The organism is Sphingomonas sp. CFBP 8765, from assembly GCF_014841445.1.
GTDB lineage: Bacteria > Pseudomonadota > Alphaproteobacteria > Sphingomonadales > Sphingomonadaceae > Sphingomonas > Sphingomonas aerolata.
In genome coordinates this window covers 59,415-79,288 of record NZ_JACYTY010000010.1, presented here as the reverse complement: position 1 = coordinate 79,288, position 19,874 = coordinate 59,415, and the positions used below count along the sequence as shown (strand labels likewise).

Here is a 19,874-nt window from a genome sequence, read left to right as displayed (position 1 = left end):
ACGGGAAAGGGGATGACGATGGTTAGTACATCCAACGACGGCATCATGTCTGAATACCTCGTGAAGTGGGGCTTAGCCAAAACGAGCGAGCGTGAGCGCCCGACAGACTTGCTTGAGACACTTTACATAGCCGAGCGCTTTCAGGCGGGTGATGACCTGAAGCCATTGCGCGAAGGCTATGACCATTCCGTTTGGAACGGCGTTTCGGCCGCCGAGGTTGATCGCCGCCTTATCAAGTTAGACGAGTTTATGATTAAGCTCGCTCGCAATCGTGCCGAGATGTGGGGCGTCAACTAAAGCGATCAGTGGTCAGCTATCGTCGGCTCCGGACTCTCGATAGCTGACCATCGACCCCACGAACATGATGCAAAAATCACAAGTTTTGCATCAAACGAAAAACCTCACAAAACCGGGCACTTCCGCGATGCATAAATCCGATGCAAAAACAGCACATGATTTACGGCTACGCACGCGTCTCATCCACCGGTCAGGACCTAGCGCAGCAGCTCGCCCAACTAGGTGCGGCCGGCTGCACGAAGATCTATCAGGAGAAGGTCAGCGGCGGGACGGCCGAGCGTCCGCAACTCAAGCGCGCTATCGGCGCGCTCGATACCGGCGACGTGCTGATGGTAACGTCCACCGATCGCCTTGCCCGCAATACCCGTGATCTGTTGAACATCCTGCATGCGGTAAAAGAAGCTGGTGCCGGCTTTCGCTCGATCGCAGAGCCGATGGTGGACACCACCTCCCAGTTCGCAGAGGTCATCATTGCCGTGTTAGGCGTGGCGGCGAGCTACGAGCGCCATCGTATCACCGAACGCACCGCTGCCGGTAGGGTCCAGGCCAAGGCCCGTGGCGTAAAGTTCGGCCGACGTGCTGCCCTTACTCCGCATCAGCAGGCCGAAGCGCTACAACGGCTCGCCGCTGGCGATACGCAGCGCACTGTCGCCGCCCTGCTTGGCGTCGATCAGGCGACGATATCGAGGCTATACCGAAGGGAAGGCTGAATGGCCGGGGACTGACGGCTTTCGGCTGACCATTAGCCGAAGCTGCCGTTCGGTGTTACTTGTGGTGCATTGAGCTACAAGGAACATCATGAACTTATTTATGATCTTTGCGCTGGGGCAGGTTGCAATGACCGCTCCACCACCGCCACCCGTCGCGTTCGAAGACTGGGCGGCACTACAGCCTATTGAGAAATCTTACCGCGCATCCGTGCTATGTCGTGCGGGCGGTCGCATTACCGCAGAGTTCGCTCTTGCTCGTGGAGTTGTCTCTGTAAAGAGTATTGAGGGAATATCCCATATACTTACACCATCGGAACGCGTTTCCATAGATGCTGCGGTCAGAAGCCTGGGATATCTCGATAGAGTTGGCATTGGCTGCAATGGCCAAGATGCCCTGATCAGCGTGTTGGGAGGCTTTTCAGAGATCAATCACAAAATGATGCGACGTTCCGTATCCATTGTTTGGCAGCCTCGCGGCATAAGCGGAATGGGTGGACGCACTTCACCAGAAATGGAGCTTCTCGCCGAGCAGCGTTGAGAGAGAAGCAGTCGGTTTAGGATTGCATTACAACTCAACGTACGGCCGCAAGTGGGCGCTTTCTGCCATCGCAACACGGTCTCCGACGCATTAGATTTGCGCATCAAAGTCCGGTCACGTTTTAGCCGTTCGCGGCATGATGCAAAACTTGTGATTTTCGCATCATAGTCGAGGGTTTTGGCAGTTAGCTGCCATTGCCTCCGCCGCGGCGAAGAACGACCCAGCTCACCGTCAAAGATAACGGCCATGCTGGGAAGGCGCTTAGCAACAGGCCAGGCCCTGGCGGTATCATATCCTGCAAAGCGTCAGGTTGTCGCCAAGGCCACGGCCACGAGAGCACCAGACCATAAAGCACCATAGCTCCAGGCACGACAGAGCCTGCTATGACGATCCAGAGTACACGATTAGTACGGACCAGCCGAGAAGCCCGGAGCGAGATCACTACTATCGCTGTGATGACCGACGCTGGGATTGTGAGCATCAGAACGTAGGCGGTGATAAATAAGACTGCCTCCATTCGAGATATCAAGCTCATCTGCGGGCTTCTGGCAAGCACTGCTTTGTCTGCCGCAAGTGGCTGCTTCGGGCATTAGCTAACCAGCTATTTTGCCCTCCGCTGATGCAAAATGTTTCAATCTTTCATCACGAACGGCGAAAGTGATGGGGGTGCGGACCAACCGCTATTGGAAAGGCAGATGGCGTACGCCGACGTTGGGTGACACAACGGCTTTCCCCAAAGGATCGAGCTTGGGAATAGCGGGCCAGTATTTCCCCTAGGCGACTATAGGGCTGGCGGGTAGCATCGTATGTCGGAGGGACGTCATGCCGCTATTACTGGCTCTATTGCTCGCGCTGCCCTCTCCGCCGCCGCAGCAGCAGGCGGTCGCGGAGGACCGCTGTACAACGTTGCAAGCTGGGTTGGACAGCGCAACGGCAAAGCCGCCACCCCAGACTGACTTGTCGAGCCAATACTTTGGAACTGTAATTATCACTGCCACACAGCCGTTTTGCACGGGATGGACTGTCGTGACCGTGTTTCGGGATAGCAAGCTACACTGGGCGCTACGCCGAATATCCGTCGAACCAGATCTCGCCGTAGCGCCGGTCGAGCGCTGGGCATATTCGAGTAGCTGTCCGGCAATTCTCGACTGGCTTGAGCGGCTTGAGCGGTTACCGATCCGTTTTGGCATCGGTCCTATTAGGCAGACTCCACAATCGCGGGCACCACTCCGCGTACTGATGAGCCACGGAACTGACTATGCAGTGCGTGGCTATAGCTGGGTAACTCAACCCAGCGGCGCGCCAGCTACGCTGTCGTTGTCGAGCAACGATGGTGAAGTTGCCACTTGGGCGCGGGGCATATTGCAAGCAACGGTGCCGTGCTGGAAGGCGGGCTGAGACGGACTCATGGGAGTAGTTACTCCTGCCGCCTTGCAAACGAACCTCTACTGGAACAGCCCCCTCTCCGATCGCACTGACTGAACGGCCGCTTTGCGTCTCAGTCCTGATGCAAAACTTTTGATTTTTGCATCAGGAATGAGCGGCCGTCGGCTGCCGCTACCAAAGGATATGATCGGTAATAAAGCCGAACCTGACCAGAAAGCCCAGCGCCGCGCCTATCATAAGTAGGGTCACGTACACGCCAATGGCTCGTGTCCGGCTTCGACGGTCCGTCTGGTAGCGCATTCCCGCTCGCCTCTTAGCTGACCCTGCTGCCAACGTGAACGATACAACAAACGTCCGCAATTGGGTGTTCTTGACGTTGCAAAAGAGACCCCTTTGCGACGCTACACAGCCGTTATCGATCTCGAATGTCGCAAAAGAAGCGATATTCGAGACGTTCGAAACTCAGAACATCTGCGACACGGCCGCTTTCTCGCTCCTCAAGCTCCCATATTTGGAAAGCGCAATTGGAAACAGACTTTTGCGAACAGCGACACAGGCCTGCCGGTACTCTATTAGGCGTCAGAGCCGATCGATGCGCTGCAGCCCTTCGGTAAAGAACTGATTTTGGCAGCACTGGATAATGGTTTGGCGGCGCAAGGGGACGCAATTAGTTTGAGTGGCTGGCCAGCTCGGTTACCTTACCTTCTCGAACATCACAGAACCGTGTGGCACCTAGTGATGCCCCATCTCGGTGAGCTACAACGATTCTTGTTATCGACAGGTCGCGGATAACGTCCATTACGGCTCGTTCGGACGCAGGGTCGAGGTTTGCAGTGCCCTCGTCTAGCAACAGCACGTCGGGCTGACGGTAGAGGGCTCTGGCGAGCAGCAAACGTTGCCTCTGGCCGCCTGATAAGGTTGATCCCAAATCACCAGTGAAGGTCTGATACCCCATCGGCAATGCGTTTATTTCATCATGGATCGCTGCTGCGCGTGCGGCAGCCTCGACTGCTGCGGTGTCGGCTTCGGCTTCAAAGAATGCGATGTTGTCGAAGATAGTTCCGGCGAATAGCTGATCATCCTGCAAGACGACGCCAATGCGACTACGAAATGATCTTATGCCGAACCTCCTTAATGGAGTACTGCCTATAAGTACCTCACCAACTTGCGGATCGTAAAACCCGAGAAGTATCTTAAGAAGCGTAGTCTTACCTTGGCCCGATGGACCTACGAGACACAGAAACTCCCCCGGTTCGATAGTGAGACTTACTTGGTCGAAGACCCATGGCTCATGCTCGGCGTATCGGAAGCTTACATTGTGTAGGGATATAGCCCCCATAGGAGGCCTACGTGGATCGACTGCGACCTCCAGCCCTTTCTCCTCGTCAGCGTGGATGATATCTGACAGGCGTTCGAGATGAAGCTTCATCGTACGGAAAGTGAAGGTTTGAGTTATAAGTACTGACGTAGCTCCGCCAAACTGGGAAGTATAAGCTTGGAAAGCGAAAAGCATCCCTAAGGTAAGATCGCCGTTTATGACCATCTTTGCGCCTATGAACCAGACGATAATCTGCTGAACGCCGCCTAGAAGTGACGTACCTGCTCCTCCGAAGAGACCGAATTTGGATAGCGAAATCCGGTTGTTGATAAGTCGTGCCTGTTCGTTTTGCCATGTCGCAACGCGGTCCCGTTCGTGGCCAAACATTTTGAAAGTTCGAGCTCCTCTTATAGTTTCTAAGAATGTCGACTGCACGACTGCATCAAGGTGGAGGCCTTCTTCTGTCTTGCGTCGGACGTAAGGGAAAGTTGCGAGCCTGATTATAAAAAACATAATAACGCTTCCCGTCTCGAGAAGAGTTAGAAGGGGTGAATAGACCAACATCATCGCTAGGGACAGCACCCCTACCAGAATATTTAGAACAACCAAAGTTACCGAATTTAGAAGAACATCCTGAACGGGCTGAAGGGAACCGAAACGAGATAGAATGTCACCTACGTGCCGCTTTTCGAACCAAGATACGGGAAGTCTTAGAACATGCCTCAGCATGTTAGTTTGGAGCTGAAAGGACATCTGTGTGCCCATGTACAGGCCAACGAAACCTTGAAGCAGCCTTACTGCGGTTGTCGTCAGGAGCAAGAGCAGCATTCCGCCAGCAAGCACCGTAAGCAGGCCGGCGTCTTCTTTAGTAATTGCTTCGTCGATAACAAGTTGGTTTAGAATGGGAGAAAGAAGTGCAAAAAGCTGCATTACCGCCGCAAGAATAAACATCTGAACCATGGATGGCACGAGACCGCGAACTCTGCGAAAAAGGTCTCCAAGCCGTACCCGCTCGGGATCATCGCGCCGCACGAAATCTGGCGTCCGCGTGAGTTCCAGCGCCACACCAGTGAACGATCGACTAAGTTCTTCTCGATCGAGCCACCGGCGTCCCCTTGCCGGATCGTGAATAAGATAGCGGGATCCCTTCTGTCTCTCGAGAACGATGAAATGGTTTAGATTCCAGTGCAAAATCGCTGGTATCTTAAGTTGCGAGATGTCCTCGATCTCAAGTCTCAGAGGGCGGGCTGCTAGGCCGATTGTATCTGCCATGTCCATTAGTGACCGGAGATTGACTCCTTTTGCCGAAACTGAGAACCTGCGCCTTAACTCAGCGAGGGTCACCTGGTGTCCTAAAGCGCTTGAAATCATTGCTAAGCAAGCAAGTCCGCATTCGGCGGCTTCGTTCTGGAGGACGGTTCGGGTCATGGACGGACCCCCGCTAAGCGTGCCGTCCTCTGGTGATATGATCGTCATGGACTGGTGCTCAGCGCTGTGGGCAGCTAGGATCGTGCTACTATGGCCCATGTGACATTCGCGAAGCTGTGAGTCTATTCCGGTCCCAAGCCATCGAGGGTCAGCGTCGCCAACTCTACGGCGACGTCACTATCTACCAGCCGACAACGTTCGCCACGATAACCGGGCTCCTAATCGTTATAACGATATCAGCTGGGGCGTTTCTGTCACTAGCGACATTCGCGCGCAAGGAAACCGCGCCAGGATGGATCGTACCTGAAGCGGGGATGGCCGAAGCCTATGCACCAGCTGGCGCGATTGTGCAGGAGGTGGCAGTACGTCCGGGACAGCAAGTCAAAAAGGGACAGGTTCTCGCCATCCTTACAACCGAACTTTACGGTACCTCAGGCGCTGTTGGTGAACAGGAACGGCGACAGACAGGCTCGCAGATATCTGAAGTGGACGCACAAATCGCGGCATCGCGACGAAGGCAGAGCATCAGCGCTTCGAGGCTACAGGAGCAGGCAGAAACGATCGAAGCATCGCTTGGGACACTCGAGCGACAAAAGGTTCTGCAGGAACGACAAAGAAATCTTGCTCAGGCTCAATACGACAATGCTATGCCACTCGTCCGACGTGGCTTCATCTCAAAGTTTGATCAGGATCGGCGTGAGCAGGCGGTGCTTACTTTGGAGCAAGCGGTCAACGCGATCGATCGTGACATTCGCGACCAGAGGTCTCAAGCGGCTGGGTTGCGATCCGACGCGGCGGACAGCATTGCGAAGCAGGGGGTGGAAGAGTCCGAGTTGCGGGCTCGGCGGGCTAATCTACGTGTTGGCCTAGCCACGCTTGACTATCGTTCTGCTGGTACACTTCGCGCGCCCGTGTCTGGCACCGTGGCAGCCGTCAACGTACGCGCGGGCGAAACGGCGAAGCCTAACCTGCCCATCGCGTCCATCGCTCCTCCAGGGCGCCTCTCAGCCGAGCTTCTTCTGCCGACCCGCGCATCGGGGTTCATTAGGCCAGGGCAATCCGTTCGTCTTCTGGTGGACGCTTTTCCGTTTCAAAAATATGGTTCCATTACTGGAGTGGTCGAGCAGATCAGCAGGGCGGCGGTCAGTGCCGTGGAATATTCTGCGCCAATAAAGTTCGATGGTCCGGTATACCGCGTGCGTGTCAGGATCGAGGGGAGATCACAGCTTGCCGATGGGCTCTCGCCAAAGCTGCAGCCCGGAATGACGCTGGAGGCGAACGTCGTTACCGATCGAAGAACGGCGATGCAGTGGTTTCTCGATCCCCTAGTAGCTGCCGAGCAGTCCTTTCGAGATTGAATGGCGGGTGACGGCCCAACGAAATCTTTGATATCAATAAATCTCGATGGTTAGTTCGGAGAATGCGGAAGGCCTTTTAGATTGTGTTTTCTCAAGGCGTGGCATCTCTTATGCGGCAATTATTTTTAATTGCTCGCATTACAAGTTCACTATGCGCAATACTTGTGGTGCAGTTTTAACGAATTACTGATGATAGAACTAAAAACCTCTAAATAATCTTTCCAATTTCCATAATCGGAAAGATCTTTTAGGGATCTAATTAGGCGCACGCCACTTAAACTGAACGCTGTGTCAATAGGTAGAAATGGAGATGAGTATATTCCACTTCTATGAAGTGAGCCCTGTAAAAAAGCCCGCGCGATTCTTCCATTCCCGTCGGCGTATGGATGATTGAGAACTATAGCCGCGTAGGATATGCCCGCCGAAGCAACGGGATTTTCGATAGTTTTACTCAATGCTAATTGAGTAAAAGGTAGCCAGCTACCACTTACAGCTGCGGCTGGGTATTTTACCCTTATACCAGAACTGTCTTTAGTAGAGAAGACATCGCCGTCGCGCGGCGACACATTACGGCCAACTAATGCTGACACCAAGTCGTCAACCCACGCCCCACCACTAAAAGGCTCGTCTCTAAATTTGGATAAATACGAGTATACTATTGGTGGCGCGCTTGGGCGAAGCAGAAGCCTGCGAAGCAATTTGTTGTCCGCCGATTCATCGGATTGAGCAAACATACTTGCACACGTGCAGTTTAAATCGTTTGCGAGGCCTCTGCTTGGCTGCCTTCTATAATACTCATCTATCTTAGATATATCAGAAATCAGGTTGTTGTATTTATTAAATTTAAAGTCCGACAATTGCGGACAACCGACTTCTTTAACACCGCCTGAAAAAAAGCTAAGATATTGATCCATTTTACTGTTCAGGGAACAAATTGCATTCCGGGAAAATTCCTAGCTGCCTGATCATATGTTGCACCAGCGGGCCAGAACATCTGGTAATAGGAACTATTGGGATTATTGTTTAAATCGACTGTATGCTGAAATTCGGGTGCAGTGGCATCACCCCACCAGCCGGGCGCCGGTGGAGGGCTTTCAGAACCCCACCCTGTGCCACCACTATACTGAAAAACACCGTCAAAAATCATTCCCTGAAGCCAGCTGTCCAAGCTGTCGCTTCCACCCGACACTGCGGACAGTTCGGCGTTTGTCAAAGGACGCATTTTAACCTCCAGTGTTCTCCATGATCGGAGGTTTTTTAGGGTATCTCCATGATTTTTCGGCGTCAATGCGCGTAAGTGATCAATCATACATCGCTATTTCGTCACCACCTAAAGACCTGATAAAACCTCGCAATTTTAATGAAATCGTGAGGATGGGTAGCGCAAAGTGGTTTGGATGCGCCATCATCTCGATGAACCGCCAGCAGGCTGTGGTCGATAACCCTGTATAAATCGGCTTATGGATAGGTGACGCGAGCGCAAACTGGCACCCAACCGTTGATCACACAGGGTGTCTATGAGCGGTAAAGTTTGATTCGTCGCATGAGATCAACGCCTTCGTATTACTCACCATCGAATTTGCTGGTGTCGCAAAAATGCCGACATTCGATACGGCCGGAAATCAGCACATTCGCAACATGAAGGGCGAAGGATAGAGCTGGCACTAGATGCGTACTTCGAAGGTATTTACTCTCGACGCTTCTAATCGGTCGGTAGATTAGGCGGTCCAGGGTCGACAGAAGTCCTGGTATCCGGTTCAACACGCAGAGGCGCAGCGCCCCCTATAGGGGGTGGCGGAGCCTCTGATCGCGCTACCAAGTGTTCTGCGCTGTTTCGCCGGGTTGACCATGCCTGCACGGCCAGCCTGCGAAGCTCTGGCTCGTTCCGTGTCTCGTATTCGCGCAAAGCTGTCCAAAGCGTTCTTACCTTGACCTCGACGAGGCGCGGCCCGTGACTGGTTACGATCCACTCGATCTTGAGCGCGAGCTGTGACAGCGCGACTACTCAATCGTGCAACTGGCTCCACTCCGTTGATGCGAGGGGAATGATGGCACTCTGTCCAAGATGACCTTGAAGCGATGAGTGGTGAAGAAGCGACCGCAGCGCTTCGATTAGCACAACGTGGTGCGGCTCGGTCGGATTGAGGTGTAACTCGAGCCGGCGGAGATCAGCGAGGGCTAGGCGAACTACGTCGGTCGACACCACTCTATGCGTGGCCGCGTCAGCTAGGATTCGAGCGTTAAGCATAAGCGAGGCGAGGAGATCTCGGACCTCGTTGATCCATGCTTGGCGCATGTTGCGAACGGAATCCAACTGGCGGGCCTCGTCCTCACGACGCTTGGCGTACACCGCCACGAGCGCTCCGCATACGACGACCACCAGTGTGCCGAAGGTACCCAGCCACGTCATCAGGTCGAAGAAGCCTACAGTTGAGGATCCTTGAACAGCCGTCGACGACTGCGCTCCCTGTAACAGAACTAGTCCGACACCCCCACCCGTGGCGGACATCAACGTCCCACCGTATTGCTTGATCGTACGATGATCCCGTTGGGTGGCCGAAGCGGTTTCGGGAAGCGTCTCGGCGGCACGGTTAGCCAGCGCAACGCCGCCAATAGCAATTGCGAGAGCGGCTCCTCCGAGGACCAGTTCGAATATCCCGGCTCCATAGATAAGGTAGGCGAATGGGTGCTCGCTGACGGTAGCCAACTTCAGGTATCCGGCGACTGTGATGGCGAGGATGGTGAGACCGGTCAGAGCTATCGACAGGAGCGGTGGTCCCGGTAGTTCGACGGCGGAGGGGGAATCGTGTCCTGTTGGAATCGCATCAGCGGTATCGGGGCCCGCCGGGCTGTCGATCCACCAGCCGATAATAAGCCATACGACCGTCGCGATAAGCGGACCTTTAACCCAATCCGCGACGCTATTCAGGGTGGGGATGAACGAGGCGGCGACAGCCGCTCCGGTGCAGGCGAGAAGGAGAATCCATATTCCCAAAGTCCGGAATCGGCTGATCGATTTTCTCGTGGCCGCCAGCACTACGAAAGCTAAGGCACCTATGCCGACCGTGAACGCGTAACGGACGGTGCTGACGTCGGCGGAGCGGGCAAGGTTTGCTCCTAGCAATGCGCCGAAAAATAGGTCGAGAGTTGAGCCGGCGGCTCGTTTCTCTTCCGCTGTGTTCCAATGTCGACCCACGCTTATCCAGCGGCGCCATCCAGTCGTCGACCAGCGGCTCGATGGTTCCTCATTCGCTACGGGTTCGTCAGAGCCAGTTTGCATCAATCCGCACCTTCAGACCATGAGGGCCCCGCGGGTATGCAGCGACACGTCCGGCACCGGATTTATTCATGAGCCGCAGCCCCACGCGATCGTTCCATGTTGTCTCGACTTGGATTTCGCGTACCCATTGGATCATCCGTGGGAAGTGCCTATTCTCCCCCACGTTGAGCCGGCGCCTCCAAGTCATCGTGCGGACAACACGCGCTACGGCACCTCTCAGGAACTGATCCAGATCGATATCGACGGGCTCGTCGCTGGCCTGTTCCCCCGCCTCCTCTCTGATGGCGTCCTTAAAAACTGTCGGCGGCACGTCGTCCACGTCTTGTGAAAGCGCCGCGTCGGGCTTGTCGAGACTCTCGTCTATTAGCGATCTGAGAACCTCGTCAGCAGCAGCCGCCTTGCGGAGCATGCCGTCAAGGCTGGGGGCACCGCCGCGCCTGATCGCTTCCTCGTAATAGCGGAGCGCTTCCCGGAAACGGGTTTTTGGCGATCCTGAGAGCGTCTCCATTGGCTTGCCAACGACCTCTTCCCAGACCTCCCCCATCAGCCGCGTGGCAGCGCCGTAGGTCCGGATGCACCCATCGTAGAAGCTGCCGTTGTCACCCCTGCTTGTTTCATAAGACATCTTCGCATTCCCCCGCCCGTCTGTACCATATCCGTCGTCGAGGATGGCGCCGCCGCATTGAGCGGCATTCTGATCGTCAGTGGTAGATTAGGTGGCCAGAATTACAATGCGCCCGATCAGCGGGTGGGCCGGTGGATCACGGTCATTCAAGTTCTCTTCGAGGCACATAGATACTGTCGCCTCCCGCCGCATATATCGGGATATACGCGACCGCAAAATGTCAGCACATTTGCGACATAGCCGATTGAGCGCGTGGCAACGATGATAGCTCACTTGCACCAGTCTCGGCCTGACGGTGACGTGAGGTGCTCCGCGCGCGGAGATGATCAGGATGCTAACCGCGCCTCTGCGATCGTATCCTTCAAAACGATGGCGGGGAGCGCGGCTGAGAAGCGCGCCCGTTCGTTATCCCATTCGGCCTCAAGCCAGCGGATGGTCATGCCAACGCAGCGCCCAAACCGGTCCATCACCGGACCGCCGCTGCTGCCTGGCGAGACCAAGTTCGAGATGAGGATCGCCGAGCAGCGATCGAGATAAAGATCGACGTGCCCGTTCACCTCGCCTCGATGCCCGAGAAGCGCCTCCTGAGCGCCCGGCACTTGCGGGAAACCGAGGGTAAAAACCTCGTCAAACACGCTAGTCGGATCGCCGAAGGCGAACGGCGTTGCCGGTATCTCGGTTTTCAACTGCACGACTGCCACGTCGAACCGCGGCGAGAGGTAAACTCGTCCGACGGTGAGTTCGACACCCTCCCCGGTCACGTACCGGCGTACGCGTTTCACCAAGCCGTCTGCCGGGTCCACATTGTGCTTGGCCGTGACCAGCCAGAGCGGGCCGTCATGAGGATGACGGACGATGAAGCCGCTGCCCCTGCTCTCCCCGATCTCCAGCTGCTCGCCCTCCTCCCCTTCGACCCTCCGTTCAGTTTCGACGTCGACTGCGACCGTAACGGATGCATAGTGTCGGTGAAGCGCAGAGGCAGGCGAGAAGATGTTGCGGAAAGTGCCATCGCGCAGGTGCCTGAGCAAGCGGCCAAGATCGATATGGTAGTCAGCGATTGCGTGTACATCGCGCCGGAAGCCGGCGACAAAAACTTGAGCCGCTACCAGCCGATCCCAGATTGCGATCAGATGCAGGGCAGTGAAGCTCTCACCACCCGCTATCAGTGCCTCAAAGGTCCCTTGAGACAGGAGGTTCATTTCCGTGAGCAGCTTAATTTTGCTCTCAGCATGCGGATCGGTTCTACCGAAATCTAGGCCTGCCCGCAGCCCGTCGACCAGCGCCGCACGGTCACTGGTGAAGAGCTGGGTCAGCTTCCATTCCGCCCGCTGGATATACTTGAGCCGCTGTTGGTCTAGTTCTGCATAGGTCGCCATGGCGTCAGCTTTAGAACAATTTTGCGAGCGGAGCGCAGCTATTGCTGCATAAGACGCAGGCATAGGGCGCTAGCAGATCGCGGAGTGTCCACCCTCCCGACTCTTACCCAGAACGGGGCCGGAGACGTGGCAGCTACACCGGGGCTGTCGCGAAAGGCGGGACATATGCAACGTCCGAAACTCAGGACTTACGAAACGTTCGGAAGTTAGAGCATTGGCGACAAGACCGTGACCGCTTACGCCCAATCGCTACGAATAGAAGCCCGTCGAGATATGCGGGGCCTATTTACGCGCCACTGGACAAAGTCGTCGAAAGTCGCGCAGAGAAACGAAAGACGGCAGCAAAGATGCCGATTAGGGGGAATGCAATCGTGATACGTTCTGCTCCGGCCGTGCGCTGCCGTCGTTTGTCGTTTGTGCTCGGGACGAGCGCGCTGGCATGGGGCTTGGCGCTGCCGGCGGTCGCTCAGGCGCAATGCGCGCCCGATCCGACCACGGCGAACGGAACGACGACCTGCGCCGGGACCGACACTGATGGCGTCCGCGTGACGACCCGGGATACGATACTGATCGTCGCGAGCGGCGCTACCGTCTCGAACACGAGCGCGCCGGCGATCGCGGTGGATGTGCCGCGTGCTAGCTCGGCTCCCTATTCCACGAACACGCTCACCGTGCTGGGCACCGTCTCCGCGCCGGGGCAGACCGCGATCGCGGTTAACTCGGGAACGCTGAACCCGAGCTCCTATTACAGCACGCAACAGACGGCGCTGACCGTCGGCGCGGGCGGCAGCGTGACGGGCGCAACGGCGCTGGCGCTGCTCCAGTCGCCAGGCAACGAAAACGGCACCGTCTCCGTCAGCGTCGACAATGCGGGCACGGTGACCGGCACCGGCGGGACTGCGCTGCTCGCCAACACGGTGTCGACCGCGCAGGGATATCCGAACCTGCTCACCAGCTTTTCGACCATCACCAACCGCGCCGGCGCGAGCATCGTCGGCGGGATCGTCGGACAGCTGTCCACGCTCGCCAATGCGGGCAGTATCGACGGCGGCGGGGGCAGCGCGCTTAATTCCACGATCGGTTATGGGCCCATGGTCACCAATGCGGCGGGCGCGGTGATCAGATCGACATCGGTCGCGGCGACGATCTTGGCCGGACCGAACTATTACATGACCGTCACCAATGCGGGGACGATCGCAAATGCCGGCAGCGGCTTAGCCTTGTCGGGCGGTCTGCTGACCGTCACCAACGAGGCGGGCGGGCAGATCAGCAGTGCAGGCGCGCCCGCGATCGCGGCGTCGACGTCGCTCACTTTCACTAACCGTGGCACCGTGACGGGCAACGTCACCGCGGGCAACGGCGGCAGCACGATCGATTCGACCGCCGGCACGATCAACGGATCAGTGACGCTGGGCAACGGCAACGACACGCTGATCGCGCGCTACGTGGGGACGCGTGCACTGGCGACGGGGATCACGGGCACGATCAACGCGGGTGGCGGCACCAATACCGAGCGGGTGGTGTTCGCCACCGACACCCTTGTGACGACGCCGATCGACCTGAACGCGGGCTTTGGGCAACTCCTGCTGGCGCCCGATGCGAAGGTCACGGCGACGCTGACGGTCGGCTTCTCGACCGCGACCCCGCTGGTCGTCACCGGGCAGGGCACGGTGGTCAACCAGGCGACCATCGCGCTCGCCACGCGCGCAGTCAGCGATCTGGATTACGCGTTCGACACCAGCGCGCAGTTCCGTAACGAGGGGTCGATTACTGCCCTTCTAACGGGCAACACTGGATCGGCGGGAATCGTGTTGAGCAGCCACAGTTTCGCCAACAGCGGTAGCGTGACCGTGACCGGCGGCACCGGCGTATCGGTCTCATACAACCCGGTGATCAACAGCGGGGTCATCGCCGCCACCGGCACAGGCGTGTCGCTGTTCGACGGCGTGTTGACCAACAGCGGGACGATCATCTCCACCGGCGGTGTCGGCGTCGATCTGTACGGGAACGTCGGCTATACCGGATCGAACAGCGGCACGATCAGCGGCGCGACCATCGGCGCGCTCACCGGCATCTATCTGACCAACACCGGCACGATCAGCTCGGGCGGTACCGGAGTTAGCGTGCAGGGCTATGGCTATCTGATCAACGCTGCTGGCGGCGTGGTCAATGGCGGCAGCGGTGGCGCTATCTCGGTCGGTCCGTTCAATGCGGGCGTCGCTAACGCTGGCACGATCAACGGCGATGTAACCTTCAATGGCGCGTTCAGCGGTGACAACAGCTTGTCCTATATCGCGCAGACAGGCGGCGTGCTGAACGGCAATCTGTCGCTCGGCAACGGGGCGACGCTGGTAACCGATTTGGTCAACACCGGACCGGGCCAGTTCGCCGGCATCACCGGCACCGTCACCGCCGGTAGCAGCTCTGCACTGCGGTACGCAGTCAATGCGGACGCAACCGCCACGCTTCCGACCGGCAATGTGGGGCCATTTGCCAGTGTCGGCTATCAGCTCGCAAACGGCGCGGCGCTGACGATGACCGCGCCCGCCGGTCAGACCCGCGTCCAGCCCCTTCAACTTGCCGGCAACGGCAGCGTCGACTTCGACGCCGCGATCGCGACGTCGAATGCGCCTGCGATCCAGTCGACCTATGCCATCACCTATCCCGGCGCGACGACGACCACCGGCGCGCTGTCGATCACCAGTCGCGGAGCGATCGCCGTCACGCGCACCACCACGAACGGCGCGTATTATGGCGGCGCCGTTACACTGCTGGCGGGCGACAGCTTCACCAACGCTGGCAGCGTCGTTGTGAACGATCAGACGAGTTATGCAACGGCGGCGATCTATGGCGGCGCGAACGTCGCCAATGCCGGGACCATCACGCTGAACGGTGCGACCGGGATTTCGAATGCCGCCGTGGTCAGCAACACGGGACTCATCACCCAGGCCAGCGGCGGCAAGGCGTCAACCGGCGTGACCGGCTTCGGCTCGCTCACCAACAGCGGCATGATCAGCGTCGGCGGCAGCGCCGCGCAGTTCGGCTATTTCTATTCTTCGGATTTCTCGGGCCCTCGGACGATCGTCAACAGTGGTTCGCTGGTCTCCACCGGCGGTGCCGCGATCACCACGGACAATGCCGGCTATCTGCTGCAGGTCACCAATCAGGCCGGCGGCACGATCGCCGGCCTGGGTAACGCGATCCAGCTCCAGTCCGCGACGCTCAGCAATGCAGGCACGATCACCGGTACGGTCGATCTGGGGTATGCGGGGCCCAATTCGCGCAGCTACGGCTCCTCCAGCTACATTGCGGCCGGCGGCACGATCGCCGGCGACCTGCTGTTCGGGACGGGCAACGACCTGCTGCTCCAGACCGGCGATGCGCTCGGCGTTTCGGGTATCGTCGATGGCGGCGAGGGCACCGACATCTATGGCCGCGCGTTCGCCAGCAGCGGTACGGTGGACATCACCCCGGCCGGCGTACGCAATTTCGAGGATTCGCTGGTCCAGGCGGTCGGTGTCGATACCGTCGTGACCGCGACTGCGAGCGACACGTTCAACGGCAATCTCTACGTCGTCGGCACCGGTAGCATCGTCAACCAGGCGAATATTGCGGGTATGCTGACGACGTCGCTGCCCTATCCGCTGTCTTCGCCCTATCTCGCCGGTTCGATCTTCCCCTCGGATCAGGTTCTTGCCTCGCTGAGCAACGCCGGCGCGGTAGCGGGCGGCGTGTATGCAACGGTGCCGTCGTTCACCAACAGCGGCACGATCGGCGTTTCGAGCACGGCGACATACTATACGCAGGCAGCCGGCCTGTACGCGACGCAGAGCATGACGATCGAGAATAGCGGCCGGATCGACGGCGGCCTGTACACCTCGCTGCTGTCCGACTCCGCCGAGGCGCCGGTGTCGTTCGGCGTCGCCAACAGCGGCACGATCACCAGCAGCAACGGCACCACCGCCGCCGACTTCGAGATCGGCGTCCGCGGGAATGGCGGCACGGCGAGCATCGCCAACAGCGGCACGATCTCCGCCCAGAGCCCGGGATCCGCGTATGCGCTCAACCTCTATATCCAATCGCCGTCGCAGCCCTTCGCCTATGCGCTGACCAACACCGGCACCATTTCGGCGACGGCCATGCCGGTGACGGGCGGAAACTATCCCTCCGGCGCCTACGGACTGAACGTGCAGGGCGCCAACCTGTCGGGAACGATCACTAACGCAGCCGGCGGCACGATCAGCGCGACCGGCGACCGCGCCTATGCCATCCTCGCCCAGGACAGCGCGTTGAACCTGATCAACGCAGGCACGATCAGTGCGGTCGGCACAACGAGGAGCGCCGCCATCGTCACCTACGGTGCCTTCGACAACATGATCCGCAACACCGGGACGATAACCGGCGACCTCTGGCTGGATGCCGGCACAGACACGGTCGACAATGCCGGCACGATCAACGGCCTGGTCGATCTCTACGCGGGCGACGATCGCTTCATCCAGCGGGTAGGAGGGGCCTCGAATGGGCTCGCCGACGGCGGCGACGGCACGGATAGCTATGAGCTGGCCACGACAGGCGGCACGGTGTCGCTCGCCGCATCGCAGATCGCAAATTTCGAACGCGTGACACAGACCGGCACCGGGACGGGCGTTTTCTCGGGCAGCTTCGGCGTCGACACGATCGGCCTTACCGGCGGCACCCTTACAGTCGCGGCGGGCCAGACGCTGGCGACCCAGGGCGAGACCACCGTCACGGGATCGGCCGGCAGTGGCCCCCTGGCCCTCGTCAATGCCGGCACGATCGCGGGCGGGATAACGCTGGCGGACGGCAACGATATCGTCATCAACACCGGTGCGATCGGCGGCGCGGTGCTGCTCGGCGCCGGCGACGACACCTATGTCGAAGGGCTCGGCAGCAGCGCCAATGGCAGCGTCGACGGAGGTGCAGGCACCAATCTCTACCGCGTGGTGCTGGGGGGCGACCGCGTCGGCATCGGCGCGCGCGCCAATTTCCAGACGCTGGCGGTGGACGGCAGCGGCACGCTGGCACTGACGCTCGACCAGAACTTCGAGTCGATCGCGCTCACCGGTACCAGCCTATCACTGGGACTGGGCAGCTACGCGGTAGGCCAGATCACTGCGACCGGTCCGGCGACGCAAGTGACGCTCGACGGCGATGTCGGTGCGGTCCGGCTTGGTTCAGGCAACGACACGCTCGCGATCGGCGCGGCAACGCTGGCCGGCCGCTATGACGGGGGCCTCGGCACTGACACGCTGCGGCTGACCGATACGGGCGCCGTGACGCTGGCAGGTACCGCCACCGGGTTCGAGACGCTGGCGCTTACGGGTAACGCACTGACCATCGCCGGCACGCTCGGCAGCGACGGGCAGTCGATCGCGATCGCCGGTGGCGACAAGACGGTGACGGTGACGCGGAGCGGCGTGCTCGCGGGGACGATCGATCTCGGCGCGGGCAATGACGGTTTCCGGTTGGCGGCGGGCGGCACGCTCGCCGGCATCGTGTCCGGGGGCGCAGGCAGCAACGCGGCAACGCTCGACCTGTCGGCTGGCGATCTAGGCCTGCGCGCGGGCACGCTCACCAACTTCGCACGGTTGACGACCGAAGGCTCAGGCACGCTGACGCTCGGCGGTGGCGGCTTCGCCTATGACACGCTGGCCGCGGCGGGCAACCTGACGATCGCCGCCGACGCGGGCCTCGCGGCACGCGTGGCGTTCGGATCGGCCGACAACCGCTTCATCATCGCCGGCGGATTTGCGGACGCGGTGGACGGCGGCGCGGGCACCGACAGTATCGACGTGTCGGGCGGCAGCGCCACGGCGCCGGTCGCGTTCTCGAGCATCGCCAATGTCGAGGCATATCGGATGAGCGGCGGGTTCGCGACCATCGCGGGCGCCGCTTCGCTGGGCAATGTCACGTTGACCGGCGGGCGGCTGGTTGGACTGGCGGGCTCGAGCATGACCGCCGCGGCGTTCACCGTGAGCCAGGGCGCGACCTTCGGCTCGGCAGGCACGGTCACCGGCAACATCGCGGTTGCGGGAACGCTCAGCCCCGGCGCCTCACCGGGAACGATGACGGTCAACGGCAATGTCGCGCTGGCCTCGACATCGACATCGCTGTTCGAGATTACGCCGACGATATCCGACAAGCTGGTGATTAACGGCGCGCTGACGATCGCCGGCGGGGCGACGCTGCAACTGGTCTCGACCGGCACGCTGACGCCGGGCCAGAGCCTTGATCTCATCACGACCAGCAGCGGCATCACCGGCAGCTTCACCACCGTCGTCAAGCCCGCTTCGCTGTTCGGCTACGTGGTGCAGGATGCCAACACCATCCGGCTGCTCGGCCAGTTCCGGAACGACGCGGGCTATACCGGCCAGGTGCGCAACAGCATCGACTACATCAACGGCGTCCTGACTAGCGGGCAGGCGAGCGCCGCGTTGATCGCCGCCGCGCCGCTGCTGGTTGGCGCATCTGGGGGCACCAATGCCGCGGCGTTCTCGCAGGTCACCCCCGAACCCTATGCCGCCGCACGCCAGATCGGCGTGGAGAACGGGCTGACGCTGGCCGACGCAGCGCGCGGCAGCGCCTTCGCGCCGACCCGCGACACGCCGGGGGTGTACACCTTCGCCTCAGCGCTTAGCGGCACGCGCACCCTGGGCGCGGACGTCGCGCGCGGCACCGCGCGGACCACCGTCAACGGCTATGGCTTCCTCGCCGGCATCGGCGTCGCAGGCGAGGGCTGGTCGCTGGGAGCGTTCGGCGGGTGGCTGAACGGCCACCAGACCCTGTCCGGCCTTGGTGCGCGGACGCAGGCCGATGGCGGCGTCGCGGGCGTGCACGGCCGCGTGCAGCGTGGCGCGGTCGGCATGAAGGCGATGGTCGCCTATGACGGCGCGCAGGCGGACACGCGTCGCGCGCTGCCGGGTGGGACGGCGTTTGGGCGCTACGACCTGCATAGCTGGACTGCGGACGCGAGCATCGATGCCACAGTACCGCTGTCGGGCGCCTGGACGGTGCGGCCGAGAATCGGCGGCACCGCGATCCGCACCACGCGCGACGGCGTGGCGGAAACCGGGGGCAGCGCCTTCGCGCTTACAGTTGCCAAGCAGCGCACCACTGCGGCGTTCGTCGACGGCAGCCTGACCTTTGCAAGTGCCGTTTCGCCGGGCGGTATAACGACCGCCCGGCCGTATCTGACGATCGGTGCGCGGTATCAGGTAAAGGGGCGCACCCCCTATGCTCTGGCTGCGCTGGGCGGCGGCGACCTCGGGTTGCTGGCGACGGGCGCGGCCCGCGCACCCCTGCTCGCGACGGCGACGCTCGGTGCCGACATCGCCGTGACGCAGCGTCTGGCGGTGTTCGGCGCGCTTTCCGGCGAGAGCGGCGACGCGGACCATCGCGCGTCGGCCCGCGCGGGAGTTCGGCTGGCGTTTTGACGCGGGGCATCCGGAAGTGGCCAGGCCCGCTTCCGGATGCTGGAACGCCTGAGTGGGCTGCCCGATTAAGCCGGCATGCCGGGCAGAAGGGCAGGAAGCCGACG

The 19,874-nt window shown here is 59.9% G+C and carries 11 protein-coding genes; 5 read left to right on the top strand and 6 right to left on the bottom strand.

The annotated features are described in order from the left end of the window. From IFT87_RS18515 to IFT87_RS18505, 3 genes are all read left to right on the top strand, one after another. Positions 1 to 297: hypothetical protein (locus IFT87_RS18515; RefSeq protein WP_249403449.1), on the top strand; the 297-nt coding region annotated here is incomplete at its 5' end. 140 nt (positions 298 to 437) lie between these two features. Beyond that, positions 438 to 1,007 (top strand): recombinase family protein, encoded by a 570-nt coding sequence (locus IFT87_RS18510; protein ID WP_446740637.1) that lies wholly within the window; start codon positions 438 to 440, stop codon positions 1,005 to 1,007. A gap of 88 nt (positions 1,008 to 1,095) precedes the next feature. Continuing rightward, entirely contained in the window at positions 1,096 to 1,545 is a 450-nt protein-coding gene (locus IFT87_RS18505) for a hypothetical protein (RefSeq protein ID WP_192191543.1), read from the top strand. 2,053 nt (positions 1,546 to 3,598) lie between these two features. On the opposite strand, the gene IFT87_RS18500 is transcribed toward IFT87_RS18505, so the two are convergent. Continuing rightward, positions 3,599 to 5,677, bottom strand: coding sequence for a peptidase domain-containing ABC transporter (locus IFT87_RS18500; protein WP_192191542.1), 2,079 nt, complete (start codon positions 5,675 to 5,677; stop codon positions 3,599 to 3,601). Positions 5,678 to 5,991: 314 nt separating this feature from the next. Here IFT87_RS18500 and IFT87_RS18495 point away from each other — a divergent pair, with 314 nt between their 5' ends. Continuing rightward, on the top strand, positions 5,992 to 7,035 hold the full coding sequence (locus IFT87_RS18495) for an HlyD family secretion protein (RefSeq protein WP_192191541.1): 1,044 nt from the start codon (positions 5,992 to 5,994) through the stop codon (positions 7,033 to 7,035). Positions 7,036 to 7,184: 149 nt separating this feature from the next. On the opposite strand, the gene IFT87_RS18490 is transcribed toward IFT87_RS18495, so the two are convergent. From IFT87_RS18490 to IFT87_RS18470, 5 genes are all read right to left on the bottom strand, one after another. Beyond that, on the bottom strand, positions 7,185 to 7,949 hold the full coding sequence (locus IFT87_RS18490; protein ID WP_192191540.1) for a Fic family protein: 765 nt from the start codon (positions 7,947 to 7,949) through the stop codon (positions 7,185 to 7,187). Positions 7,950 to 7,957: 8 nt separating this feature from the next. Beyond that, entirely contained in the window at positions 7,958 to 8,344 is a 387-nt protein-coding gene (locus tag IFT87_RS18485) for a hypothetical protein (protein WP_192191539.1), read from the bottom strand. Positions 8,345 to 9,040: 696 nt separating this feature from the next. After that, positions 9,041 to 10,315, bottom strand: coding sequence for a hypothetical protein (locus IFT87_RS18480; protein ID WP_192191538.1), 1,275 nt, complete (start codon positions 10,313 to 10,315; stop codon positions 9,041 to 9,043). After that, the gene (locus tag IFT87_RS18475; RefSeq protein ID WP_192191537.1) at positions 10,299 to 10,940 is read right to left on the bottom strand and encodes a hypothetical protein; all 642 of its coding nucleotides are present in this window, start codon (positions 10,938 to 10,940) and stop codon (positions 10,299 to 10,301) included. Before IFT87_RS18475 ends, IFT87_RS18480 begins: the two co-directional genes overlap by 17 nt. A 326-nt stretch (positions 10,941 to 11,266) precedes the next feature. After that, the gene (locus IFT87_RS18470; protein ID WP_192191536.1) at positions 11,267 to 12,316 is read right to left on the bottom strand and encodes a S1 family peptidase; all 1,050 of its coding nucleotides are present in this window, start codon (positions 12,314 to 12,316) and stop codon (positions 11,267 to 11,269) included. A 416-nt stretch (positions 12,317 to 12,732) separates the two neighbouring features. Between IFT87_RS18470 and IFT87_RS18465 the strand changes: the two genes are divergently transcribed. After that, positions 12,733 to 19,770, top strand: a complete 7,038-nt coding sequence (locus IFT87_RS18465) for an autotransporter outer membrane beta-barrel domain-containing protein (RefSeq protein ID WP_192191535.1) — start codon at positions 12,733 to 12,735, stop codon at positions 19,768 to 19,770. The last annotated feature ends 104 nt before the right edge of the window (positions 19,771 to 19,874 follow it).